The following is a 23,929-nucleotide window of genomic DNA, read 5'->3' on the forward strand; positions in this document are numbered from 1 at the left end:
GGCGCGATTATTCATCGTCGTGGGCGACAGACTCAGTAGTGGCGGCAGCGTTCTCACCGGCTCACCGTTCACCGATATCGAGGGGCGGCAAAACCAGAATCTGATCCAACGGCCACCATCATGTCGACTTCAGGTTCCACCACCACAGAATCAAGGCACGCCTGGCCGATCGCTCTGGAAGCACAGACTTCGCTGAGCCTCGTGATAGGGAGGGCAGTAACATGCGCCATCACTTGATCATCCATGCCGCCATCCTCTTGAGCAGCAGCGCAAGCGCCGAGACCCAACCCATGAGTTCGAATCCCGACTTCGAGGTAAGTGCGGCATGCGCCGGAAGCTCTCGATGCATCTTTGACCGTGACGATGTTGATTTCATTGTCACGGTAAAGAATGTCAGCAACACCACGATCAAGTTCCCACTGGAGTTCATTCGACGCGGCGGCCCGTACATCACCCTGCACGACAACAGGCGCAATTACTCGGAGTCCGTGCCGTCTGGCATGCGGGACGAGAAGCTGTTGAATGATTTCACTCTGTTAGAGGCAGGACAGTCTGTTTCGGTGCCTGGATCCATCAATGCCTCACGGCTTGAGGAATGGGGCGGCTCGTCCGCGGACGTCACAGCGCAGATAAGGATCTCCGCACCACTGGACGGAACCTTCACGTTCCGCCTGATTGGTGAAACGACGCTTCGCATCATCGGCAAGGATGTAAGAGAGAACCCTTGATTCGTGCCTGTGACATGCGTCGGCTAGCGCTTTTCATGGCCATGGGATTGAGCAGCGTTATAAACGCGGAGAGCCGCTCCACGGACAGCGATCCTGACTTTGAAATCACTGCCACCTGCAAGGGGCAGACTCCCTGCATCTTTGATGGCGACAGAATCGCCTTCGATATCAGCGTCAGGAACGTCAAGGACACGCCCATCAATCTGCCATTGGAATTCATTCGCTACGGTGGCCCTTACATTGTTCTTCATGACAACCGGACGCAGCGCCAACTGACGCTTCCCTCGCACATGCTCGATGGCGCCCTTCTGTCCAACGTGACCGCAGTAGCACCAGGCCAGTCGGTGTCCGTATCCGGTTCCATCGATGCATCCTATCTGGATGCGTGGGGAGGTGAGGATGCAGATGTGACTGCCATGGTAAAGCTCGCCGCACCTTTGGACGGGTCAAAAGAGTTCCGTTCGATTGGAACAACAGCACTTCGAATCGTCGGAAGCAAGGCATTCACAGGCCCGGCCCTCAACAGGGCGCCCAGCAACTACAACCCCTTGGCGGCCTGGGCGACGGCACGGAACAGCGCGCGGCCCTTGTTCATCGTCTCGTCCCATTCCTTGTCCGGGTCCGAGTCGTAGACGATGCCAGCGCCGGCCTGCACGTACAGGCGGCCGTCCTTGATCACCGCGGTGCGGATCGCGATCGCGGTATCGGCATCGCCATGCCAGCCGATGTAGCCGATGCTGCCGGCGTACACGTTGCGCTTGATCGGTTCCAGCTCGCGGATCACTTCCAGCGCGCGGATCTTCGGCGCGCCGCTGACCGTACCGGCCGGGAAGGTGGCGCGCAGCACGTCCGCATAGCTCAGGCCCGGCTGCAGCTGCCCGGTCACTTCGCTGACGATGTGCATGACGTGGCTGTAGCGTTCGATCACGAACTGCTCGCCCACTTCCACGGTGCCGGCCTTGGACACGCGGCCCGCATCGTTGCGGCCGAGGTCGATCAGCATCAGGTGCTCGGCACGTTCCTTCGGGTCGGCCAGCAGCTCGGCTTCCAGCGCCTGGTCCAGCTCGGGCGTGGCACCGCGCGGGCGGGTGCCGGCAATCGGGCGCACGGTCACTTCGCCGTCCTGCAGACGCACCAGGATTTCCGGCGAGGAACCGACCACCTGCAGGTCGCCCACGTCGAGGAAGTACATGTATGGCGAGGGATTCAGTGCACGCAGCGCGCGGTACACATCCACCGGGCGCGCCTTGAACGGCACGCTCAGGCGCTGGCTGAGCACCACCTGGAAGATGTCGCCGGCGCGGATGTATTCCTTGCTGCGCTGGACCGCATCGACGAAGCCTTCGCGGGTGAAACCGGAAACGAAATCGGATTCGTCCAGCACATCACTGTTGAGCGGGGCGGGATAGCCCGCACCCGGCGCACGCAGCTTGGCGGTCAATGCATCCAGGCGGGCCTGGGCCTGCTCGAAGGCACCCTCGACACGCGGGTCGGCATGCACGATCAGGTACAGGCGGCCCTTGAGGTTGTCGAACACCGCCAGCTCGTTGGAGTCCAGCAGCAGGATGTCCGGCGTGCCCAGCTCATCGCGGCCGGCCGGCGGCGCCAGGCGCGGTTCGATGTAGCCGATGCATTCGAAGCCGAACCAGCCGACCAGGCCGCCGGTGAAGCCCGGCAGGCCGTCCAGCTTGGGCACCGAGTGGGCGCTGCGCAGCGCCTCAACCTCGGCGAAGGGATCGGCGACCTCGCGGGTGTCCACCACCTGGCCATCCTCGCGCACGGTCAGGGTGTGGCCGTGGAAGGCGTACACGCGACGTGCCGGCAGGCCGATGATCGAGTAACGACCAAAGCGCTCGCCGCCTTCGACGGATTCAAACAGGTAGGTATTGGGGCCGTCGGCGAGCTTCAGGTAGACCGAAAGCGGCGTGTCCAGGTCGGACAGCACTTCACGGACGACGGGAATGTGGGTGTGGCCTTCAGCGGCCTGCTGCTGAAACTGAGCGAGCGAATTCAAGACGACTTTCCTTCCGGGACACAGCGTTATGGGGGCGGACGACGGCAACGGGCCACCATCGCCACCAACGGCGTGCGGAAGAAAGAGTATGCGGGGTCGTCAGGCTGGACACCCCTTGACTGTAACGCAGCTTCGCCGGGAGGGAAACCCTGTGAAACTGAACCACGGCGAGTGGTGGGCCGGTGATGGGGGCCTGTGGCGCGGACCGCGGCGGCGACCTGTGCGGGATCGGCGGCGGGGTCGCGGCGACTACCGGTGCGGGGACCGGGACGGGGCCGGTGGCGGCGGCCGGTAGAGTCGACTGTTAGTCGACTGCTCTTCCATCCGGTGCCGGGAAACCCCGCGCTGCGCGCGTCAGTCGACTAACAGTCGACTCTACCCGTCGACTCTACCCGGTCGACTCTACCCCTGCCCCGCCAGCAGCTCGCAGTCGGCCGGCAGGTGCATGCGCACCCGCCCGGCCACGCAGTCGATGCGGAAACGTTGCGCCTGCACCGGCTCGCCATCCAGGTTCAGGGTCAACGCCTGCGGGGCGTCGATCTGCAGCCACGGCAGCTGCGCGCGGGTCGCCACCCGCTCCAGTGCCGCCTCCTTGCCACCGGTCAGCATCTGACCCAGGGTCGCGGCCACCTCGCCGTCCAGTTCGGGCACCACGGTGACGTCCAGCAGGCCGTCATCGATCAGCGCCTGCGGGCACAGCTGCTGGCCGCCACCGGCCTGGCGACCGTTGCCGATGCCCAGCGCGATGAAACCGCCTTCCCAGCTGAAATCCGGGCCGGACAGGCGCGCAGTGATCGGTTCGATGCGGCCCAGCTTGGCAATGCCGGTGATGACGTAGGCCAGTCCGCCCAGCATTTTCTTCAGGCCGGCATCGGTTTCCACGGTGACCTGGGTACCGAAGCCGCCGCTGGCCAGGTTGGCGCACCACCAGGGCGTGCCATCGGCCTCCACACGCAGCAGGTCGATGGGCCTGGCCGGCACCTGCCCGATCAGGGCGAAGGCCTCCGAGGGTTCGGTGGGAATGCCGGCCGACGTGGCGAAATCGTTGGCCGTGCCCATCGGCACCAGGGCCAGCGATGGCAGTGCGTCGGCCGGTTCATCGCGATGGGCGAGGGTTTCGGCGACCGCACTGAGCGTGCCGTCACCGCCGGCCGCCACGATCACATCCACGCCGTGGTCGATGGCTTCAGCCACGTAGCGTTCGGCGTCGCCTTCTTCCCACGTCACCCGCACTTCCAGCCGCACGCCCTGCCCGCGCCAGTGGCCGACGGCACTGCGCAGTTCGTCATTGCCAGCGGATTTTCCGTTGAGTATCAGGCGCCAGCGCGGGGTGGTCATGCAGGTGCTTCCAGTGGGGGTGGCACAGGCTAGCAACCGCGCGTTCGCGGCCGGTGAAGCCTCCGTGTCATGCGGGTGTCATCGCCGACCCGGAACATGGGAGGCCATAGCAGGGACGACGGATGGAGGCAGGATCAGCCTCCCACGAATGCAGCAGGGCCGCGCCAGTGTTTGGCGCGGCTTTTTTTTGCTTCAACCGTTGGCGAAATCGTGCAGCGCCTGGCCCTGCAGCCGGTACACGGTCCACTCGTCCTGCGGCTTCGCACCGGCAGCGGTGTAGAACTCGATGGCCGGGGTATTCCAGTCCAGCACCGACCATTCGAAGCGGCCGCAACCTTCGGCCACCGCCTGGCGCGCGATGTACTTCAGCAGCGCCTTGCCGGCGCCGGCACCGCGCTTTTCCTGGCTGACATACAGGTCTTCCAGGTAGATGCCCTTGCGGCCCAGCCAGGTCGAGTAATTGTAGAAATACACCGCATAGCCGATGGCCTCGCCGCCGGCTTCGCAGATCAGCGCGCGGGCAGTGGCATCGGCCCCGAACAGGCTCTCGGCGATGCCGGTTTCATCGGTCTGCACCGAATGCTCGGCCTTCTCGTAGATGGCCAGCTCGCGGATGAAATGCAGGATCAGGCCGGCATCGGCCACGGTGGCCGGGCGGATGTTCAACACGGCCACCGTGCTCATGGCTCAGCCCCGCGCCGCAGTGACATTCGCGCGCATCTGCGCGATCACGTCCTGGTAGCTGGTCTTGGCGTTGAAGATGGCCGAACCGGCGACGAACGTGTCGGCGCCGGCAGCGGCGATCGCACCGATGTTGTCGGCCTTCACGCCGCCGTCGATCTCCAGGCGGATGTCCTTGCCGCTGGCATCGATCTTCTGGCGGACCACGCGCAGCTTGTCCAGCGCCGAGGGGATGAAGGCCTGGCCGCCGAAGCCCGGGTTGACCGACATCAGCAGCACCAGGTCCAGGTCATCCAGCACCCAGTCCAGGATGTCCACCGGGGTGGCCGGGTTCAGCACGATGCCCGGCTTGCAGCCCAGCGAACGGATCAGCTGGATGGTGCGGTGCGGATGGCGGCTGGCCTCCGGGTGAAAGCTGATGTAGGTGGCACCGGCCTCGGCGAAGTCCGGGATGATGCGGTCCACCGGCTCGACCATCAGGTGCACGTCGATCGGCGCGGTCACGCCGTGCTTGCGCAGGGCCTGGCAGACCATCGGGCCGATGGTCAGGTTGGGCACGTAATGGTTGTCCATCACGTCGAAGTGGACCCAGTCCGCACCGGCGGCCAGGACGTTGTCCACTTCCTCGCCCAGGCGGGCGAAATCGGCGGACAGGATGGACGGGGCGATGAGGCAGTTGGACATGGCCGGGGCCTTGGGGACGAGGGAAAGGGGTCAGCGCTTGCGCAGCGTCTTGATGCGGTCGTAGGCGGCGTTGATCCGCCGCGACTTCTGCTCGGCCTGCTGCTGCAGCTCGGGAGCCGCGCCGCCGAGCTTGTCGGGGTGGTACTGGGAAATGAGCTTGCGGTAGGCCCGCTCGACCTCGGCGTCGGTGGCCTCGGACGTCAGCCCCAGCTCGCGGTACGGGTTTTCCTTGTTCAGGCGGAACCAGTCCGAATCGAAGGCATGGCCGAGCAGCAGGCCGATGACCGCCCCGAACAGCGGATTGGGCCGGAACAGCAGGGCACCGGCGATGAAACCGAGCAGTTTTCCGTACCAGCGCATGGCGCTCCGGGGTCGGCCGACGAAATGGACGCTCATTTTACGTCACAGCGGGCCCGGACCGCTTTACACTAGGCCGCCCGCTGGTCAGCGGGCCCGCCGGGTCCGCTGGGCAGCCGTATCGACAACGCCCCAGGAGTGCCCGTGCCAACCACGCTGTTGCAATCCGATCTCCCCGGCCTGCCCTTGCGCCATCGCGGCAAGGTGCGTGATGTGTTCGATATCCCGCGCGAGCGGCTGCCTGCAGGGACCCCGCCGGGCGACTACCTGCTGATGGTGGCCACCGATCGCCTGTCGGCGTTCGATGTGGTCCTGCCCGACCCGATCCCGGGCAAGGGCGAGATGCTCTGCCAGGTCTCCAACTTCTGGTTCGCCAAGACCGCGCACCTGATGCCCAACCACCTGACCGGCATCGACGTGGCCAGCGTGCTGCCCGAGGGCGTGGACCCGGCCCTGTACGCCAAGCGCGCGGTGGTCACCCGCAAGCTGAAGCCGGTGCCGGTGGAAGCGATCGCCCGCGGCTACCTGATCGGCAGCGGCTGGAAGGACTACCAGCGCACCGGCAAGGTCAGCGGCATCGACCTGCCCGATGGCCTACGCCAGGCCGAGCAGCTGCCCGAGCCGATCTTCACCCCGTCCACCAAGGCCGCCGTCGGCGACCATGACGAGAACATCGATTTCGATGCGATGGTCAAGCAGGTGGGCGCGGACCTGGCCGAGCGCGTGCGCGATGCCACCCTGCGCATCTACAAGTTCGCGGCGGACTACGCCCGCGAGCGCGGCATCATCCTGGCCGACACCAAGTTCGAGTTCGGCACCGATGCCGATGGCCGCCTGTACATCATGGACGAGATGCTGACGCCGGATTCCTCGCGTTACTGGCCGGCCGACGAGTACGAGGTGGGCACCAGCCCGCCGAGCTACGACAAGCAGTTCGTGCGTGATTACCTGGAGACGCTGGACTGGGGCAAGACCGCCCCGGGCCCGGCCATCCCGGCCGAAATCATCGAGCGCACCCGCGCCAAGTACGCCGAGGCGCTGCAGCGCCTGGCCGGCATCAGCGTCGACTGATGCCCCTGCGCCCCCGGCCGGTCTGGCCGGGGGCGTTCGCGCAGCCAGGCATGGCCTGGCTCTACTGTGGGTGTGGCGGGAGATGCGCCCGATGAATTGGACCCGGTAGAGTCGACCGTGGGTCGACTATCGCGCGCAGCGCGGGAATTTCGCGATCTGATGGTAGAGCAGTCGACTGACAGTCGACTCTACCAAGTCGACTCTACCAAGCCGGCCCCACCCCGGCGGCCCACCATTCTGCGCCCCCCATGATCGCGCGGTGCTGCGGGAGTATGCTGGCAGCATGCAGACCACCACCCAGCTTGCGCGGCCGATCGACCGCTACTTCGCCAGCTACTCCGACGACCACCGCAATGTGATCAACCAGCGCATCCACGTGGTGGCGGTACCGGCGATCCTGTGGTCGGTGGTGGCCCTGCTGTGGTGCGTACCGCCGCTGATCACCTGGTTCCAGTACGGCATCTGGGCCGCCTTTGCGATGTTCAGCGCCTGGTGCTTCTACAACAAGCTGTCGCGCCCGCTGGGCATCGGCATGCTCATCCAGTTCTTCGTGTTCGGCTGCCTGTGCCGCCTGCTGGAGGCCGAGATCGGCCTGCACAACCTGTTCTGGCTGGCGGCGGGCGTGTTCGTGGTGGCCTGGGTGGCGCAGTTCATCGGCCACAAGTTCGAAGGCCGCAAACCCAGTTTCCTGACCGACCTGACCTACCTGCTGATCGGACCGGCCTGGGTGATGGCCAAAGCCTACCGCAAGCTCGACTGGCGCTACTGACACCTCCCGCCGCGCCGTCCGGCCGTCGTTTCCTGAACGGGCGCGGCCCGTCACCCCTGCTGCACGATCGACCTGCCAGCCTGCGATGCAAGGGCGGCGCAGGCCTGCCTGCAGGTTCGCCGTGTGGCCCCCAGCCGTTGCCACGCGGGGGCGCAGCCCCCCATGCGCGGGCGTAGGGAGCCGATCCGGCAAAGCCGGCGACCACACCCTGCAAGGCACGGAAAAGGGCGTGCCGCACCGCAAAAAATATGAATAGCGCACGTTACATGCCGTTTGTAGCCGTTACATGGGTTTCGGCGACATTTGGCTGACTGTTAGACTCAATGACCTGCTCGTGAATCATGGATTCCCTGCATGCTCCCCAGCCTGCCCCTGCTGCTGGCCCTGCCGTTCCTGATGGCAGTGGCTGTTGCGGCCTTCCCCCGTAGTTCCCGCTCGACAGCCGCCTGGCTGGCGGCGCTGGCGCCGTTGGGCGGCCTGGCCATCCTCGGCTGGCTGACCCCGGCGGTGATGGACGGGCAGGTGGTCCGCACCCTGGTGCCCTGGCTGCCGCAGATCGGGCTGGATTTCGCCCTGCGCCTGGATGGCCTGGCCTGGATGTTCGCCGGCATGGTGCTGGGCATCGGCGCGCTGGTGGTGCTGTATGCGCGCTACTACCTCAGCAGCCAGGACAACGCGCACCGCTTCTACTGCTACCTGCTGCTGTTCATGGGCGCCATGCTGGGCATGGTGCTGTCGGGCAACCTGCTGCTGCTGATGGTGTTCTGGGAAATGACCAGCATCAGCTCGTTCCTGCTGATCGGCTTCTGGTCGCACCGCAAGGATGCCCGCGAGGGCGCGCGGATGGCGCTGGTGATCACCGGCGGCGGCGGCCTGGCCCTGCTCGGTGGCGTGCTGCTGATCGGCCGCATCGTCGGCAGCTTCGACCTGGACGTCGTGCTGGCCGCCGGCGAGCAGATCCGCGCCAGCGCGCTCTACCCCTACGCCCTGTTCCTGGTGCTGGCCGGCATCTTCACCAAGAGCGCGCAGTTCCCGTTCCACTTCTGGCTGCCGCACGCCATGGCCGCGCCCACCCCGGTGTCGGCCTACCTGCATTCGGCCACCATGGTGAAGGCCGGCGTATTCCTGCTGGCGCGCCTGCACCCGGCCCTGGCCGGCAGCGACCTGTTTTTCTACACGGTCAGCGGCATCGGCGCGCTGACCCTGCTGATCGGCGCCTGGAACGCGATCTTCCAGCATGACCTGAAGGGCCTGCTGGCCTATTCGACGATCTCGCACCTGGGCCTGATCACCCTGCTGTTCGGCCTGTCCACGCCGATGGCGGTGGTGGCCGGCGTGTTCCACATCCTCAACCACGCCACCTTCAAGGCCTCGCTGTTCATGGCCGCCGGCATCATCGACCACGAGACCGGCACCCGCGACATGCGCAAGCTGGGCGGGCTGCGCAGGCTGATGCCCTTCACCAGCGCGCTGGCGATCATCGCCTCGCTGGCGATGGCCGGCATCCCGCTGCTCAACGGCTTCCTGTCCAAGGAAATGCTGTTTGCCGAGGCGCTGACCGCCGGCGGGCCAGGCACCATGCGCACGGCCGTGTCGATCGCCGCGCTGCTGGCCGGCGTGTTCGGCGTGGCCTACAGCCTGCGCTTCGTCCACGACACGTTCTTCGGCCCCGGCCCGCATGGCCTGGACCGCGTACCGCACGAGCCGCCGCGCTGGATGAAGGTGCCGGTGGAGATCCTGGTGGTGATCTGCGTGGCGGTGGGCATCGCTCCGGCGCTGACCGTGGCCCCAGTGCTGCACGCCGCGGCCGGTTCCATCCTCGGCAGCGCCATGCCCGAGTACAGCCTGTCGGTCTGGCACGGCTTCAACCTGCCGCTGGCGATGAGTGCGATCGGCGTGGTCGGCGGCGTGGCCCTGTACTTCGGCCTGCGCAAGCTGATCAACCTGCACGGCGTGCAGAACACCACTACCGGCCGCAACGTCTTCCATGCGCAGCTGGACACGATTTCCGCGCTGGCCATGCGCCTGACCAACGGCATCGCCAACGGCAGCCTGCAGCGCATGCTGCTGGGCCTGGTACTGGTGGCGATCACCGTAGCCGCCGCGCCGTACATCGCCAACCCGGCCTCGCCCAACTGGACCCGGCCGCAGCCGATCCCGCTGCTGGGCTGGGCGCTGTGGCTGGTGATGATGGCCTGTGCGGTGGCCACCCTGCGCGTGTACAAGCAGCGCTTGCTGGCGGTGCTGCTGGTGGGTGGCGTCGGCCTGATGGTGTCGCTGACCTTCGTGTTCCTGTCCGCGCCGGACCTGGCGCTGACCCAGCTGCTGGTGGAGATGGTGACGCTGGTGCTGATGCTGCTGGGCATGAACTACCTGCCCGCCCAGTCGGGGCCGGAGCGGCCACGCTGGCGCAAGCGCCGCGATGCGGTCATCGCGATCCTCGCCGGCAGCGGCCTCGGCGCGCTGGCCTACAGCGCGATGACCCTGCCGCCGAACACCATGGCCGGCGAGATGCTCGCCCGCGCCCTGCCCGAGGCCTATGGGCAGAACGTGGTCAACGTGATCCTGGTCGACTTCCGCGGCTTCGATACCTTCGGCGAGATCACCGTGTTCGGCATTGCCGCGCTGGTGGTGCATGCCCTGCTGCGGCGCACGCGCATGGCACCGGAACAGATCATGCCCGGCCCGCCGATCAAGCTGCCGGTGCCGGCCGATCTGGCCCAGATCATGTTCCCGCTCACCCTGACGGTGTCGATCTTCCTGTTCCTGCGCGGCCACAACGCGCCCGGCGGCGGCTTCATCGCCGGCCTGGTGCTGGCGGTGCCGCTGCTGATCCAGTACGTGATCCAGGGCACCGCGTCGGTGGAGTCGCGCTTCGGCTTCGACTACATCCGCTGCATCGGCATGGGCCTGCTGATCGCCCTGCTCAGCGGCAGCGCCTCGATGCTGTTCGGCGTGCCGTTCCTGACCAGCGGCCACCTCGACCTGCACCTGCCGTTGATCGGTGAGGTGCCGCTGGCCAGCGCCATTGGTTTTGACATCGGCGTCTACCTGGTGGTGTTCGGCGGCGCCATGCTGATGCTGTCGATGATGGCCACCGTGAAGCCCTCGCGTACCCGCAGCGCGCGCAAGGGCGAGATCGACCTGCAACGCCGTTCGGCCCGTACCGGGGAGATGCACTGATGGAACTGGCCCTGGCCACCGCGATCGGCGTGCTGACCGCCATTGGCATCTACCTGCTGCTGCGCGCGCGCAGCTTCGATGTGATCCTCGGCATGACCTTCCTCTCCTATGCCACCAACCTGCTGATCTTCGCCGGTGGCCGCGTGGTGCAGGGCAAGGCGCCGGTGCTGCAGGACGGCCTGGAAAGCCACCTCGGCAACTACACCGATCCACTGCCGCAGGCGCTGGTGCTGACCGCCATCGTCATCGCCTTTGCGATGACCGCGGTGACCATCGTGCTGGCCATGCGCAGCCGCAGCGACAACCACAGCGACCACGTGGACGCCCACGAACCGGATGAGGACGCACCGCCGCGTCGGGGCGAGGACCAGGCATGAACCATCTGGTGATCCTGCCGATCCTGATTCCGCTGCTCGGCGCCTCGCTGTCGCTGTTCGTCGAACACCGCCGTTACGGCCCGAAAGTGCAGCGCAGCGTGGCCTGGACCGCACTGGGTGCGCTGGCGCTGGCCGTGGGCCTGCTGTTCGCGCAGACCGCCGGCGGTGACATCAACGTCTACCTGCTGGGTGACTGGCCGTCGCGGCTGGGCATCGCGCTGGTGGCCGACCGCCTGTCGGCGTGGATGCTGCTGACCACCCTGCTGCTGGCCATCCCCTGCCTGATGCACGCCTGCTCGGGCTGGGACCGGCGCGCGCCGCACTTCCATGCCCTTTTCCAGTTCCAGCTGGTGGGCCTGAACGGCGCGTTCCTCACCGGCGACATCTTCAACCTGTTCGTGTTCTTCGAGGTGATGCTGATCGCCTCCTACGGACTGCTGCTGAGTGGTGGCCGTGGCCTGCGCATGCGCATCGGCCTGCATTACGTGGTGTTCAACGTCACCGCCTCGACCTTGTTCCTGATCGCGCTGGGCCTGCTGTACGCCTCGCTGGGGTCGCTGAACATGGCCGAGCTGTCGCAGCGCATCGCCGAAGTGCCGGCCTCGCAGCTGACCCTGGTGAAAGCGACCATCGGCCTGTTGCTGCTGGTGTTCTGCGCCAAGGCCGCGCTGATGCCGCTGTATCTGTGGCTGCCCGAGTCCTATGCGCGTGCGCCGGCCGCAGTGGCCGCGCTGTTTGCGATCATGACCAAGGTCGGCCTGTACGCCGTGCTGCGCGTGCAGATGCTGTGGTTCGGCGAAGACGCCGGCGCGCTGGCCGGCTACGGCCGCGACTGGCTGCTGTGGGCCGGCGTGGCCACCCTGGTGCTGGGCGGCCTGGGTGCACTGGCGGCTGCGCGCCTGCGCGTGCTGATCTCCTACCTGGTCATCGTCTCGGCAGCGACGCTGTTCATCGCCTTCGCGGTGGGCACGCCGAAGGTACTGTCGGCCGGTCTCTACTACCTGCCGCACAGCAGCTTCGTTGCGGCGGCGCTGTTCCTCATCGCCGACCTGATCCGCCGCCGCCGTGGCGGTGCCAGCGATCGGAAGGAAGTGGTGGCACCGATGCCGGGCAAGGAAACGCCGGCCGTGCTGTTCCTGATCGGCGCGGTTTCGGTGGCCGGACTGCCGCCACTGTCCGGCTTCCTGGCCAAGGCCGCGCTGCTGGCGGGCATGCCCGCGCAGTACACCGGTGCGGTGTGGACGGCGGTGCTGGCCAGCAGCCTGCTGGTCATCATGGGCCTGACCCGCGGTGGCATCCGCCTGTTCTGGCGCGTGCCGCTGCCCGACCCGGAGGCACCGCCGCCGCGCAAGGCACCGCTGCGCCGCATCGAGCTGTACGCCGCCTGCCTGCTGCTGGCCTACGGCATCGGCATGACCCTGGGTGCCGCACCGCTGATGCGCCACACCGATGCCATCGCCGCCCAGCTGCTGCAGCCGGGTGACTACGTGCAGCAGTTGCGCGCGACCACGCCGGAGATCCGCCAGCCATGACCGCCAAGCGTTCCTTCCGCCGCCGCGTGTTCCCCTCGCCCGCCCTGAGCATGATGGTGGTGGCGTTCTGGCTGCTGATGTCCGACAGCTTCACCCTCGGCCAGATCGTGCTGGGCCTGGTGCTGGGCGTGGTGGTGCCGCTGTTCGCCGCGCGCCTGGACCGCGAGTTCGCCCGCATCGGCACGCTGCGGCCGGTGCCCAGGCTGCTGGTCGTCACCCTGTGGGACATCCTGATGTCCAACATCCGCGTGGCCATCCAGGTGCTCGGCCCGGAGCGCAACATCCACCCCGGTTTCATCTGGTTGCCGCTGGATATCGCCAACATCCATGGCATCGCCGCGCTGACCAGCATGATCACCCTGACCCCGGGCACCGTGTCGGCCGCGCTGAGCGATGACCGCAAGTACCTGCTGGTGCACGTGCTGCACCTGGAAGACCCGCAGGAGCTGATCGACACGATCAAGCGACGTTACGAAGCCCCGTTGATGGAGATCTTCCCATGACTGGATTCCAGATCATCCAGACCACCCTGGTGGTGTGCATGCACGTGGTCGGCCTGGCCATGCTGCTGGGCACCTGGCGCCTGCTGCGCGGCCCGACCGTGCCCGACCGCATCCTCGCGCTGGACACGCTGTCGGTGACCGCCATCGCCGAGCTGATGCTGTTCGGCATGTACCTCAACTCGGCGATCTACTTCGAAGCGGCGCTGGTCATTGCCATGCTCGGCTTCGGCAGCACCGTGGTGCTGAGCAAGTTCGTGCTGCGCCGGGACATCGTCGAATGATCACCTTCATCCAGATCGCCCTGTCGGTGCTGCTGCTGTTTGGCTGCTTCTTCATCCTGGTCGGTGCACTGGGGCTGGTGAAGCTGTCGACCTTCTTCAAGCGCCTGCACGCGCCGACCAAGGCCAGCACGCTGGGCGTGGGCTGCGTGCTGGCGTGTTCGGTCTGCTACCACATCTTCCTGGGCCAGGATCCGCAGCCGCGCGAGCTGCTGATCACTGTGTTCCTGTTCATCACCGCGCCGATCAGCGCGCACATGATGGCCAAGGCCGCGCTGTCGCTGCTGATGGAAACCCGGCCCAGCCTGCCCGGCAACGAACGCGCCAAGGAAGAACAGCTGCCGCCGCCGGAACCGGCGCGGGAAGAGGACACCCCGCAGAACCGGTAGGTGGCGGCCGCTGGCCGGCACGGTTCATTGATGGTGGGTGCCACAGCTCATTGATGGTGGGTGCCGACCGTTGGTCGGCACGGCCCGTCATCCACGCATGGCGTGGATCTACATGACCAGGGCGATCTCCAGCCCCAGCCACGCAACGAATGCGCCCAGCAGGATCGCGCCTTCCACCCGGCTGATGCGCAGGTCGCCGCGCAGCATCGGGTACAGCACCAGGGCGAAGGCCAGCAGCGCCGGCAGTTCCAGGCGCACGAACGAGGCCGGCAGCGCCAGCGGCTGCAGCAGGCCCATCGCACCGATCACCAGCAGCAGGTTCACCACGCTGGAACCCAGCACGTGGCCCAGCACCATGTCGCCGTGGCCGCGCCGCGCCGCCGCGAGGGCCGCGGCCACTTCCGGCAGCGCGGTGCCGATGGCCACCGGCAACAGGCCCACCAGCACCGGGGTCCAGCCCAGCGCCGTGCCGAAATCCGCCGCAGCGCCTACCACCAGGCGCGCGCCCCAGTAGAGCGTCAGCGCGGCGATCAGCACGCGCAGCACGTTCAGCGGCAGGCTGGTGCGGCTCAGCGCGGATTCGGCGATGACCGCCTGCACGTCCGGCGCTTCCAGGCGCCCGCGACGCAGCAGCACGATCTGCACCAGCACGAAGCCCGCCACCAGCACGCCGGCTTCCCAGCGCTGCAGGCGCCCATCCAGGCCGAACACGATCAGCAGCAGGCCGGCGGCCAGCAGCGACCACCACAGCACGCCCTGCAGGCGCGCGCGCAGCAGCAGCGGCGCGGCGATGGCGGCCACGGCCAGGGTCAGGCCGAGATTGGCGATGCTGCTGCCGATGGCGTTGCCCAGGGCCAGTTCGGGCTGGCCAACCCACAGCGCGCGCGCATTGACCGCCAGTTCCGGCAGCGACGTGGCGACGCCCAGCAGCACCAGCCCGGCAGTGAAGGCACTGGCGCCGAAGCGCTGGGCGAGGCCGGCGACGGCCTTGACGATGGAATCCCCGCCCAGCGCCAGCAGCAGCAGGCCAAGCAGGAACCAGGCAATTGAAATGGCGATCATCGAGCACTCCCCAGCGGTCGTGGCGCGATTCTACGCGTGGCCCACCCTTCGCGGGTGAGCCACGGCGGCCGTGGTCAGCCGCAGCCTTCCACGTAATCCACCTGCGGGGTCTGGCCGACCCGCCAGCTGCCGACCTTGCCGTCGGCGCCCAGCGCGAAATCGATGATGGCCGCGCCTTCCTGGGCCGGGCGAACGCGCAGGTGCTGGGCCTTCTCGTCGTACTTGTCCGGGCCGACGTCAGCGCGCTCGGGGTACAGCAGCTGCAGTTCGCCCAGGGTCATGCCGACCTTGCCGCCGCCCGGGGCGACGATGCCGGTGCTGCGTACGTCGTAGCGCACCAGCTTGCGGCCCTCGATCATCAGGCGCGGGTCCTCGGCATCCTGCGGGCGGAGGAAGTAGCAGCCGTCGTTGTTGTCATCGGCCGGCAGCGGCTTGCCTGCCGCGTCGCTGCCCAGGCCCTGCAGCGGCGTGCCGAAGCCACTGCGCACGTCGGCGATGGGCGCGCCCAGGCGGGCACCGCCGAAGCCATCCAGCCGCGCCGGGCTGTCGCTGCGCGGGTCGGCCGGGGAGGTGGTGGCGAGGTCGGCATCGGCTGGGGCGGTGGCGGTCGCCGTGTCCTTGGCCGGGGCAGAGGCCTCGGCGGGGGCGTCGGCGGTGCGGTTGCAGGCGGCCAGCGACAACAGCAGCAGGCCGGCGATGGGCAGGTGTTTCATGGGTGCGGGTCCTTGGCACAGGGTGCTGGCACGCTAGCGCAGCGCGCGTGCAGGCGCTGCATTGTCATCGCCGTTTCATGGCCCTCGTTCAGGCTCGGCGTGCACCGACTTGGCTGTCCTTTCCATGCAACCGCGCAAGACCGACCTCGCCCGAACCGCGCTGCAGGCCCACCGCGCGCCGCTGGACATGCGCCAGCGCCGGCTGCTGATCCTGTGCGACGGCCAGCGCAGCATCGCCGACCTGACCGGCTTGATCGGCCAGGAGGCGCCCGCCATGGTGATCCAGCTGGTCCAGGGCGGCTACCTGGAAACCGGCGCGCCCGCGCCACCACCACCGGCACCGTCACCGCCCGTGGCTCCCCGCCCGACGGCGGCGGTGGCACCCGCAGTGGTCCCTGCAGCTGCGCCAGTGCCTGCACCTGCCGCCCCGGTGGAGCGCCGCCGCTCGCTGGTGGCCGCGCGCATCTACCTGCTGGGCATCCTGGAGATGCAGCGCAATCCGATGGCCGCCGCCCTGTTCCGCGACCTGCAGCAGGCCCGCGCCGAAGAGGATGTGGTGAAGGTGCTGCAGGCAGCGTTGCAGGCGTTGCCGGGCATGACCTCCGACGGCTACTGCGAGCGCGTGCGGCAGCGCCTGCTGGAGGCGCTGCCGACGGAGCATTGCGACGCCTTCGCGGCAACGGCGTAGGGTCGCGAAAACATCCACGCATGGCGTGGATCTACAACATCACCGGTCGGATTGACCACGTGGATCCACGCCATGCGTGGATCCCGCATCCCGTCAGTAGATCCACGCCATGCGTGGATGCAATGGATCAACGGAAATGGTTGCGCAGGCCGTTCCAGCACTGCTGGTAATCGCCCTGGCGGTGGCCGGCCGCCAACGCCTGCGCGCTCGGGCGGATCACCGCGCGGGTCTCGAACATGAAGGCCATCGTGTCCTTGATGACATCGGCCTTGGACAGGTCGGCGTTGGACGCCTTGTCGAAGGTCGGCGCATCCGGGCCATGCCCGCTCATGCAGTTGTGCAGCGATGCGCCACCGGGCACGAAGCCTTCGGCCTTGGCGTCGTAGGCACCGTGCACCAGGCCCATGAATTCGCTGGCGATGTTGCGGTGGAACCACGGCGGGCGGAACGTGTTCTGCGCCACCAGCCAGCGCGGCGGGAAGATGGCGAAATCCATGTTGCTGGTGCCCGGTGTGTCGCTGGGCGAATGCAGTACCAGGAAGATCGACGGGTCCGGGTGGTCGTAACTGATCGAGCCGATGGTGTTGAAGCGACGCAGGTCGTAGCGGTACGGCGCGTAGTTGCCGTGCCAGGCCACCACGTCCAGCGGCGAATGATCGATGGGCGCGCGCCACAGGCGGCCCTCGAACTTGGCGATCAGTTCGAAATCACCGTCCAGGTCCTCGAACGCGGCGTGCGGCGTTTCGAAGTCACGCGGATTGGCCAGGCCGTTGGCACCGATCGGGCCCAGGTCCGGCAGCTTCAGCAGCGCGCCGTAGTTCTCGCAGATGTAGCCGCGGCTGGGGCCGTCGGGCAGCTCGACGCGGAAACGCACGCCACGCGGGATCACCGCAATCTGCTGCGGCTCGACCTCGACCACGCCCAGTTCGGTCAGCAGGCGCAGCGCGCCCAGCTGCGGCACGATCAGCAGTTCGCCATCGGCGTTGTAGAAGTAGCGGCCCACCATGTCCCGGTTGGCCGCGTACAGATGGATGCCGACGCCGGCGTGCGCATCGGGCGAGCCGTTGCCGCCCATCGTGTACAGGCCTTCGACGAAATCGGTCGGCAGTTCCGGCAGCGGCAGCGGGCTCCAGCGCATCTGGTTGGGCGAGGCCGGCTGTGCGCCGAAATCACACTGCAGCTGCGACTGCGCGAACGGGGTGAACTCGCCGTGGGTCACCGCCGGGCGGATGCGGTACAGCCAGCTGCGGCGGTTGCTGCCGCGCGGGGCGGTGAACGCGGTGCCCGAGAGCTGTTCGGCGTACAGCCCGTGGGCCACCTTCTGCGGTGAGTTCTGCCCGACCGGCAGCGCGCCGGCGACGGCCTCGGTGGCGAACTCGTTGCCGAAACCGGACTGGTAGCCGCGGGCGGTGAGGGCGGTGGACATGGGAACTCCAGAGATTGCCGGCCAGCGGCCGGCACTACCATTCGGACAGGCAATGCCGGCGGGCCGCCGACATTGCCTGCAGACGTTACAGCACGCCGCGGCGGATCTGGTCGCGCTCGATGCTTTCGAACAGCGCGGTGAAGTTGCCTTCGCCGAAGCCCTCGTTGCCCTTGCGCTGGATGATCTCGAAGAAGATCGGGCCGATGCAGTTCTGGGTGAAGATCTGCAGCAGCTTGCGCTGGTGGGTTTCCGGGTCGGCGTCGATGAGGATCTTGTTCTTCGCCAGGCGCGCCACGTCTTCACCGTGGTTGGGCACGCGCTGGTCGATCACATCGAAGTAGGTCTCCGGCGTGTCGAGGAAGTCCACGCCCTGCGCGCGCATGGCTTCGACGGTCTCGTAGATGTTGTCGGTGAAGCAGGCGATGTGCTGGATGCCCTCGCCCTTGTACGCGTCCAGATACTCGTTGATCTGGCTCTTCGGGTCGGACGACTCGTTCAGCGGGATGCGCACGATGCCGTCCGGGGCGGTCATCGCCTTGGACACCAGGCCGGTCTTCAGGCCCTTGATGTCGAAGTAGCGGATCTCGCGGAAGTTGAACAGGCGCTCGTAGTAATCCGACCACTGCTGCATGTTGCCGAAGTACAGGTTGTGGGTCAGGTGGTCGATGAAGGTCAGGCCGAAGCCGAACGGACGCAGGTCGGCGCCGTCGATCACTTCGTAGTCGCCATCGAAGACGCTGCCGGCGCTGCCGTAGCGGTCGACCAGGTACAGCATGCAATCGCCGATGCCCTTGATGACCGGGGCGTTGACGGCCTTGCTGTCCGGCTTGAAGGCGATGGCCTCGGCGCCGTTGCCCAGGGCGGTCTGGTAGACCTCCTGGCCCGGCTTCTTGAAGCGGATGGCAAAGCCGCAGGCGCAGGGGCCGTGCTTTTCGGCGAAGTCGGCGGCGAAGGAATCGGGGTCTTCGTTGACGAGGAAGTTGACGTCGCCCTGGCGATAGACGGTAATCGGACGCTGCTTGTGCTTGAGCACCGCGCTGAAGCCCATCTTGCGGAAGTACTCGTGCAGCTCCTGGCCACGGCCGGCCGGGGCGGCAAATTCGACGAACTCGAAGCCGTCGATGCCCATCGGGTTTTCGAAGGTGGTGACCTGCATGCCGGGGTTCGGGTGCGAGGCGGTCGGGACTGCGGTATTCATGGCGTGGCTCCGAATCGGTACCGCATCGGTACAAACCAGGTGCGGGCTAGGGTGGACCCGGCGAGAATGCAGGGTCCGGACATACCACTTATAGTTACACTTGAAACCACCAGCAAGGTGCACCGCAGCATGAGCCCAGCCGACCCCGCCTCCACCCGCGTGCGTGCCTCGCACGTCCTGCTCGACCTGGAACAGTTCCTGCCATATCGGCTGAGCGTGCTGTCCAACCGTGTGAGCGGCAACATCGCCAAGCTCTATGGCGACCGCTACGGCCTGGCCATTCCCGAGTGGCGGGTGATCACCATCCTGGCGCTGTACCCGGGGTCGTCGGCCAGCGAGGTTTCCGATCGCACGGCGATGGACAAGGTCGCGGTCAGCCGCGCGGTGGCGCGCCTGCTGGAGCGCGGTTTCATCAAGCGTGAGACGCACGGCGATGACCGCCGGCGCTCGGTGCTGGCGCTGTCAGCGGCGGGTTTCGAGGTGTACGAGACGATCGCGCCGCTGGTGATCGAGATCACCCGCAAGCTGATGTCGGTGCTGAGCGAGGAAGAGGAGCAGGTGCTGGAGAAGCTGATCCTGCGGCTGGCCGGCGATGGCCTGGAGCGGATGGGCGAAGGCGTCTGAGGGGAAGGTTTCCGGGGCTCTGCCCCGGTCCCCGGTAGTGCCGGCCGCTGGCCGGCAACTTCAACGGCGACCGCTGGCTTTCCGCTGGATGGCGGGGCGTTGTGGCCTTGCAGGACACGCCGTGAACCCGTTCCTGGGGCTCGATGGCGCCATCCATGGCGCCAACGGTCCTGCAAGCCCACACCGCCCCACCTCTGACAGATTCCGTGCGCTGTCGGTGGGTGCCGACCGTTGGTCGGCACATCTGTCAGATATCGAAATCAATTGTGGGTCAGAACCGGTGCCGACCAACGGTCGGCACCCACCCGTTCTGGTAGATCCACGCCATGCGTGGATGGCGTTGCCTGCCTCGCCCAGCGTGTCGTCGGTAACCCTTCGCGGGTGCATCGGGCCGTCGTTGATGACGTTGATCGCGTGCAATTGGGTGTCCGCCGACGAACGGCACCCGGGCCTCACGCGTCACTGGCTGTCGGCGTTGCCACCTGATGTTTCGGAATTGGCCCGGTAGCATCGTCTTGGACAGATCAGGCCTATCCAACGGCCTCAATCGAGTGGTTTTGCCTATTGGACGAACGCTCCGGCCGAGGCGAGGTTGGGCGCGCAGCGGAGCACCGCTGCCGGGGTTGAACGCCCGTTGATCCAGGCTCAGGAATCCCGCCATGTCCCGATCCGCCCGCCGCAAAGACCCGGCGCCCTCCCCCATCACCCTCGATCATGAGGCTGACCTGCAGTGCATCGATGAGGCGCTGGCGACGGTGGAGTCCATCGCCGATGCCTGGTTTGAACACCATCGCCTGAAGCCCTGCCCGCCCGGGTTCCTGCTCTCGCTGAACCGGCTGCGCGACTTCACCAGCTTCGCCAAGGCCTACGCGACCGCGCTGCGGCTCGTGCGCGAGTAGATCCACGCCATGCGTGGATGCTCCTGCTCAGCTCAGGTGCTTGCGCCGCGCATGGATCCACGGCACGGCCAACGCGGCGATGGCACCGCCGGCAAAGCCCAGCGAGGCGGCAACCGTAGCCGCTTCGATCGCACCGGGCAGCGCCAGCGCGGCAGCGACCAGCAGCAACGATGGCAGGCCGACGAAGGTGCCGAGGAAGAAGGTCCAGCGCGGCGACCAGGTGTTGAGCTGCAGCAGGCTGACCGGCTGCCAGGCCTCCGAGGCGGTGTCTTCGGCGATCTTCGCCACCACCTTGCCCAGGTCGACTTCCGGCACCAGCCGGCCCGGGCGGGCGGCGGCGATGGCCTCGGCCACGGCCTCTACCGGCGGGAAGCTGGCCGGCCACGCGCCCGGCGCGACCACGCCATAGGCGGTCAGCAGCGGCACGCTCAGCCACGGCGCCACCAGCGGGCGTACCTTGCGCCGGCCGTACACGCACCAGATCTGCGCCTGGCCGTGCGCGGTCACGTTGTACAGGGCAAGCTCGCCCGGCGGCGGGTAGCCCAGCATGGTCACCCGTGCGGCCATGCTGTCCTGTTCCATCGCGCGCAGGAACCCGGGGCGGCTGCGCCCTTCCTGCATCCAGGCCAGGCCGAGCGCGCCGACCAGCCAGGCTTCGGCGACGTCCTTGCTGCCAGCAGTGGCGCGCTCATCCGCGGCCAGGTACCAGGCCAGCGATTTCGGTTCGGCCACGTCGTCCACGCCCCAGCGGCTGTCGTCGCCCAGCACGTGGCGCACCGGCAGGCGTGCCGGCGCGGTCTCGCCACGTTCGCCGGTGTGCAGGAACGGCAATACGCCCTGCACGAAGCTGGGCAGATCAATCGCGCGCAGGCCATTGCCCTGCCATTCCGGCGGCAGCAGGCCAGCCAACTGGCCGTCGGCGGCCAGGCGGTCCAGGCGGGCCTTCTGTTCAACCAGCTTCTGCACCGCGCCCTTCAGCACGACGTTGTCCGGCAGGGCGATCTGCGGCAGGCGGTGGCGCGGCGGCGCCAGCTCCACGGTGTCCTCGCCGGTGCCTGCGTCATCCAGCAGGGCATCCTGCGGCGGCAGGCTCACCCCCTCGGGGGCGGCGTCACTGGCCGCTTCGGGCAAGCGTTGGGCGTGGTCGGTGTGCATGGGCGCTCCGGTAGGGGCAGCCGACGATCCTGTCGACTGACGTCCTTGCCGTTAGCGGCCATGGGGTGGGTTTCTGTAGCGGTCGAGCCACGGCAGCCGAGCATGGGCTCGGCTCTACAAATACGGGGTCAGCGCTGCGGCGCCCACTTCTTCAGGAAGGCCATGAACTTGCTGCGGTTGTAGCCCTTGCCTTCGTTCTTGGCTTTTTCCAGCTCGCCGGTGAACTGCGACTGCAGCAGGGTGCCATCGGAATCGAGCACGAACAGGTGCGGGTACCCCTTCACCTGCGGGTACTCCGAGAGAAACGCCGCGTTCTCGTTCTCTTCGCTGTAGTTCACCTTCATCCAGACGTAGTTCGCATCGCGGAAGCGGCGGATTTCGGCATCGCCTTCCACGAACTGGTCCATCAGGTGGCACCAGGGGCACCACTCGCCGCCTACGTCCAGGATGATGTGCTTGTTGCCGCGCTGGGCTTCGACCTTGGCCGTTTCCAGATCGGCGGCCGGGTCGCGGGCCGGGTCGAAGCTGGCATTGAGGCCGGCGATGGCGGCGATATCGGCCGCCGCCGGGGTGTTGCCCGAGGCCACCGGCGCGCTGGGATCAGCGGCCGGTGGCTCGGTGGGACGGGTGTCGAGCGGCTGCGTGGGTTCGGCCGGTGCCGGCGGCGGTTGCTGGGAACAGGCGCCGATCAGCGCCGCACACACCACTGCCACCACTGCACTGCCGAACGTTGTACGCATGCCCACTACCCTCTGTTTACTTGACGCCGTGCATCAGCTTGTTGATCAGCGGGGCCACCAGGAACAGCACCACGCCGGAGCCGATCAGGGCCCAGAAACCGAAGGTATACCCCTTCAGTGCCGATTCGATCGTCATGCCACCTTCACCGGACACCGCGCCGGCGAAGATACCCGACAGGTTGTTGCCGATGCCGGTGGACAGGAACCAGCCACCCATGCCGAAGCCGACCAGGCGCACCGGGGCCAGCTTGGTCACCATCGACAGGCCGATCGGCGACAGGCACAGCTCACCCACCGACTGGATGACGTAGACCATGAACAGGGTCCAGAACGGAATCTTGCCGTCCACGACCATCTGCGACAGGGCGAACATCAGCAGGGCGAAGGCGGCGCCGTTGAACAGCAGGCCCAGGCCGAACTTGCGCGGGATGGACGGATTGGCGCTGCCCATGGCTACCCAGATCCAGGCGATGATCGGCGCCAGGGTGATGATGGCCACCGAGTTGACCGACTGGAACCACGCGGTCGGGAAGGTCCAGTCACCGAACTTGCGGTTGACGATGTTGTCGGCCAGGAAGGTGAAGGAGCTGCCCGCCTGTTCGAAGAACATCCAGAACATCACGTTGAAGGCGAAGATGATCAGCATGGCGATCACGCGGTCGCGCTGCACCTTGCCCTCGCGGATGCCTTCCACCAGCAGCAGGATGGCCAGGATGGTGAACATCGCGCCCAGGATCCAGGCCAGCGCAGCGGCGCCGGTGGCCAGCAGGAAGTACGACACCGGAATGGCGACGATCGCACCCACCACCACCTTGATGATCGGGCCGATGCCTTCGGCGCCGGCCGGCGGTGCACCAATGCCCTTCAGGCCGGCGCGACCGATGTAGAACCACACCAGCGAAATCAGCATGCCCACGCCGGAGGCGATGAACACGATCTTGTAGGACGGCATCTCGGCGGTGCCGAAGATCTTGCGGGCCAGGTACTCGGTCAGCACCGGGGCGATCATCGCGCCGATGTTGATGCCCATGTAGAAGATGGTGAAGCCCGAATCGCGGCGCTCATCCTTCAGGCCGTACAGCTTGCCGACCATGGTGGAGATGTTGGGCTTGAACATGCCGTTGCCGACGATGATCGTGGCCAGGCCGAGCTTGAAGATGTGCTCCTGCGGCAGGGCGATCATGAACAGGCCTGCGGCCATGATGACCGCGCCGGTCAGGATCGACCGCTGGTAGCCCAGCACCCGGTCGGCCACGTAGCCACCGAAGATCGCCGCGGCGTACACCAGGGCCAGGTAGGCGCCGTAGATGCGGCTGGCGTCGGCTTCGCCGGCGGCACTGCCGTTGCGGAACTGGGCAACGATGTACAGCACCAAGGCCCAGCGGATGCCGTAGAACGCAAAGCGCTCCCAGAACTCGGTCATGAACAGCATCCACAACGGGCGCGGGTGGCCCATCAGGGTCTTGAATTCCGGCACGGCCGGCTCTGGGGTGTTCGCAGTGGCGTTTAGGCTCATGCGG

The 23,929-nt window shown here is 67.1% G+C and carries 25 protein-coding genes; 12 read left to right on the forward strand and 13 right to left on the reverse strand.

All coding sequences use genetic code 11. The annotated features are described in order from the left end of the window. Nucleotides 1-221 precede the first annotated feature (221 nt). Nucleotides 222-728, forward strand: a complete 507-nt coding sequence (locus AC3WL7_RS15525; protein ID WP_492751418.1) for a hypothetical protein — start codon at nucleotides 222-224, stop codon at nucleotides 726-728. A gap of 23 nt (nucleotides 729-751) precedes the next feature. On the opposite strand, the gene AC3WL7_RS15530 is transcribed toward AC3WL7_RS15525, so the two are convergent. From AC3WL7_RS15530 to AC3WL7_RS15555, 6 genes are all read right to left on the reverse strand, one after another. Next, entirely contained in the window at nucleotides 752-1,000 is a 249-nt protein-coding gene (locus AC3WL7_RS15530) for a hypothetical protein (protein WP_492751420.1), read from the reverse strand. Nucleotides 1,001-1,266: 266 nt separating this feature from the next. Further along, nucleotides 1,267-2,742 (reverse strand): anthranilate synthase component I, encoded by a 1,476-nt coding sequence (gene trpE / locus AC3WL7_RS15535; protein WP_283220330.1) that lies wholly within the window; start codon nucleotides 2,740-2,742, stop codon nucleotides 1,267-1,269. Nucleotides 2,743-3,144: 402 nt separating this feature from the next. Continuing rightward, complete coding sequence (gene yegS, locus AC3WL7_RS15540) at nucleotides 3,145-4,080, reverse strand: lipid kinase YegS (protein ID WP_492751422.1); 936 nt, start codon at nucleotides 4,078-4,080, stop codon at nucleotides 3,145-3,147. A gap of 192 nt (nucleotides 4,081-4,272) precedes the next feature. After that, nucleotides 4,273-4,755 (reverse strand): GNAT family N-acetyltransferase, encoded by a 483-nt coding sequence (locus AC3WL7_RS15545; protein ID WP_108747539.1) that lies wholly within the window; start codon nucleotides 4,753-4,755, stop codon nucleotides 4,273-4,275. Between the two features lie 12 nt (nucleotides 4,756-4,767). Beyond that, a complete protein-coding gene (gene rpe / locus AC3WL7_RS15550; RefSeq protein ID WP_079223905.1) occupies nucleotides 4,768-5,445 on the reverse strand; it encodes a ribulose-phosphate 3-epimerase in 678 nt (225 codons plus the stop codon). 30 nt (nucleotides 5,446-5,475) lie between these two features. Then, nucleotides 5,476-5,805 carry a J domain-containing protein gene (locus tag AC3WL7_RS15555; RefSeq protein ID WP_079223907.1) on the reverse strand — a complete coding sequence of 110 codons (330 nt, stop codon included), beginning with the start codon at nucleotides 5,803-5,805 and terminating at the stop codon, nucleotides 5,476-5,478. Nucleotides 5,806-5,946: 141 nt separating this feature from the next. Between AC3WL7_RS15555 and AC3WL7_RS15560 the strand changes: the two genes are divergently transcribed. From AC3WL7_RS15560 to AC3WL7_RS15595, 8 genes are all read left to right on the forward strand, one after another. Beyond that, a complete protein-coding gene (locus AC3WL7_RS15560; protein WP_079223909.1) occupies nucleotides 5,947-6,873 on the forward strand; it encodes a phosphoribosylaminoimidazolesuccinocarboxamide synthase in 927 nt (308 codons plus the stop codon). 283 nt (nucleotides 6,874-7,156) lie between these two features. Further along, nucleotides 7,157-7,642, forward strand: coding sequence for an Mpo1 family 2-hydroxy fatty acid dioxygenase (locus AC3WL7_RS15565; RefSeq protein ID WP_492751426.1), 486 nt, complete (start codon nucleotides 7,157-7,159; stop codon nucleotides 7,640-7,642). A 354-nt stretch (nucleotides 7,643-7,996) separates the two neighbouring features. Then, on the forward strand, nucleotides 7,997-10,825 hold the full coding sequence (locus tag AC3WL7_RS15570; protein WP_108747541.1) for a monovalent cation/H+ antiporter subunit A: 2,829 nt from the start codon (nucleotides 7,997-7,999) through the stop codon (nucleotides 10,823-10,825). Then, the gene (locus AC3WL7_RS15575) at nucleotides 10,825-11,202 is read left to right on the forward strand and encodes a Na+/H+ antiporter subunit C (protein ID WP_079223912.1); all 378 of its coding nucleotides are present in this window, start codon (nucleotides 10,825-10,827) and stop codon (nucleotides 11,200-11,202) included. Before AC3WL7_RS15570 ends, AC3WL7_RS15575 begins: the two co-directional genes overlap by 1 nt. Then, entirely contained in the window at nucleotides 11,199-12,734 is a 1,536-nt protein-coding gene (locus AC3WL7_RS15580; RefSeq protein WP_492751429.1) for a monovalent cation/H+ antiporter subunit D, read from the forward strand. The genes AC3WL7_RS15575 and AC3WL7_RS15580 overlap by 4 nt, the downstream gene beginning before the upstream one ends. After that, complete coding sequence (locus tag AC3WL7_RS15585; protein ID WP_108747543.1) at nucleotides 12,731-13,237, forward strand: Na+/H+ antiporter subunit E; 507 nt, start codon at nucleotides 12,731-12,733, stop codon at nucleotides 13,235-13,237. The genes AC3WL7_RS15580 and AC3WL7_RS15585 overlap by 4 nt, the downstream gene beginning before the upstream one ends. Next, nucleotides 13,234-13,518: a K+/H+ antiporter subunit F gene (locus AC3WL7_RS15590; protein ID WP_079223917.1), complete on the forward strand. Its 285-nt coding sequence runs from the start codon at nucleotides 13,234-13,236 to the stop codon at nucleotides 13,516-13,518. Before AC3WL7_RS15585 ends, AC3WL7_RS15590 begins: the two co-directional genes overlap by 4 nt. After that, nucleotides 13,515-13,904 (forward strand): Na+/H+ antiporter subunit G, encoded by a 390-nt coding sequence (locus AC3WL7_RS15595; RefSeq protein WP_108747544.1) that lies wholly within the window; start codon nucleotides 13,515-13,517, stop codon nucleotides 13,902-13,904. Before AC3WL7_RS15590 ends, AC3WL7_RS15595 begins: the two co-directional genes overlap by 4 nt. Nucleotides 13,905-14,012: 108 nt before the next feature. On the opposite strand, the gene AC3WL7_RS15600 is transcribed toward AC3WL7_RS15595, so the two are convergent. Then, entirely contained in the window at nucleotides 14,013-14,966 is a 954-nt protein-coding gene (locus AC3WL7_RS15600) for a sodium:calcium antiporter (protein WP_492751432.1), read from the reverse strand. A 74-nt stretch (nucleotides 14,967-15,040) separates the two neighbouring features. After that, nucleotides 15,041-15,679, reverse strand: a complete 639-nt coding sequence (locus tag AC3WL7_RS15605) for a hypothetical protein (protein ID WP_492751434.1) — start codon at nucleotides 15,677-15,679, stop codon at nucleotides 15,041-15,043. Between the two features lie 124 nt (nucleotides 15,680-15,803). On the opposite strand from AC3WL7_RS15605, the gene AC3WL7_RS15610 reads away from it, so the two are divergent. Further along, nucleotides 15,804-16,367 carry a hypothetical protein gene (locus tag AC3WL7_RS15610; protein WP_492751436.1) on the forward strand — a complete coding sequence of 188 codons (564 nt, stop codon included), beginning with the start codon at nucleotides 15,804-15,806 and terminating at the stop codon, nucleotides 16,365-16,367. A 127-nt stretch (nucleotides 16,368-16,494) separates the two neighbouring features. On the opposite strand, the gene hmgA is transcribed toward AC3WL7_RS15610, so the two are convergent. Both hmgA and hppD read right to left on the reverse strand, forming a co-directional pair. After that, on the reverse strand, nucleotides 16,495-17,793 hold the full coding sequence (gene hmgA, locus AC3WL7_RS15615) for a homogentisate 1,2-dioxygenase (protein WP_492751438.1): 1,299 nt from the start codon (nucleotides 17,791-17,793) through the stop codon (nucleotides 16,495-16,497). An 85-nt stretch (nucleotides 17,794-17,878) separates the two neighbouring features. Next, complete coding sequence (hppD, locus tag AC3WL7_RS15620; RefSeq protein WP_174208704.1) at nucleotides 17,879-18,991, reverse strand: 4-hydroxyphenylpyruvate dioxygenase; 1,113 nt, start codon at nucleotides 18,989-18,991, stop codon at nucleotides 17,879-17,881. Between the two features lie 129 nt (nucleotides 18,992-19,120). Between hppD and AC3WL7_RS15625 the strand changes: the two genes are divergently transcribed. Then, nucleotides 19,121-19,615: a MarR family winged helix-turn-helix transcriptional regulator gene (locus AC3WL7_RS15625; RefSeq protein ID WP_079223924.1), complete on the forward strand. Its 495-nt coding sequence runs from the start codon at nucleotides 19,121-19,123 to the stop codon at nucleotides 19,613-19,615. A gap of 659 nt (nucleotides 19,616-20,274) precedes the next feature. Then, the gene (locus tag AC3WL7_RS15630) at nucleotides 20,275-20,514 is read left to right on the forward strand and encodes a hypothetical protein (RefSeq protein ID WP_079223925.1); all 240 of its coding nucleotides are present in this window, start codon (nucleotides 20,275-20,277) and stop codon (nucleotides 20,512-20,514) included. Nucleotides 20,515-20,541: 27 nt separating this feature from the next. Here AC3WL7_RS15630 and AC3WL7_RS15635 read toward each other — a convergent pair whose 3' ends face one another. From AC3WL7_RS15635 to AC3WL7_RS15645, 3 genes are all read right to left on the reverse strand, one after another. After that, nucleotides 20,542-21,669, reverse strand: coding sequence for a hypothetical protein (locus AC3WL7_RS15635; RefSeq protein WP_492751441.1), 1,128 nt, complete (start codon nucleotides 21,667-21,669; stop codon nucleotides 20,542-20,544). Between the two features lie 128 nt (nucleotides 21,670-21,797). After that, nucleotides 21,798-22,409, reverse strand: coding sequence for a thioredoxin family protein (locus tag AC3WL7_RS15640; protein ID WP_492751444.1), 612 nt, complete (start codon nucleotides 22,407-22,409; stop codon nucleotides 21,798-21,800). Nucleotides 22,410-22,425: 16 nt separating this feature from the next. After that, entirely contained in the window at nucleotides 22,426-23,925 is a 1,500-nt protein-coding gene (locus tag AC3WL7_RS15645) for a peptide MFS transporter (RefSeq protein ID WP_492751447.1), read from the reverse strand. Between the last annotated feature and the right edge of the window lie 4 nt (nucleotides 23,926-23,929).

It is taken from the genome of Stenotrophomonas sp. FW305-3-2-15-E-LB1, from assembly GCF_058787375.1.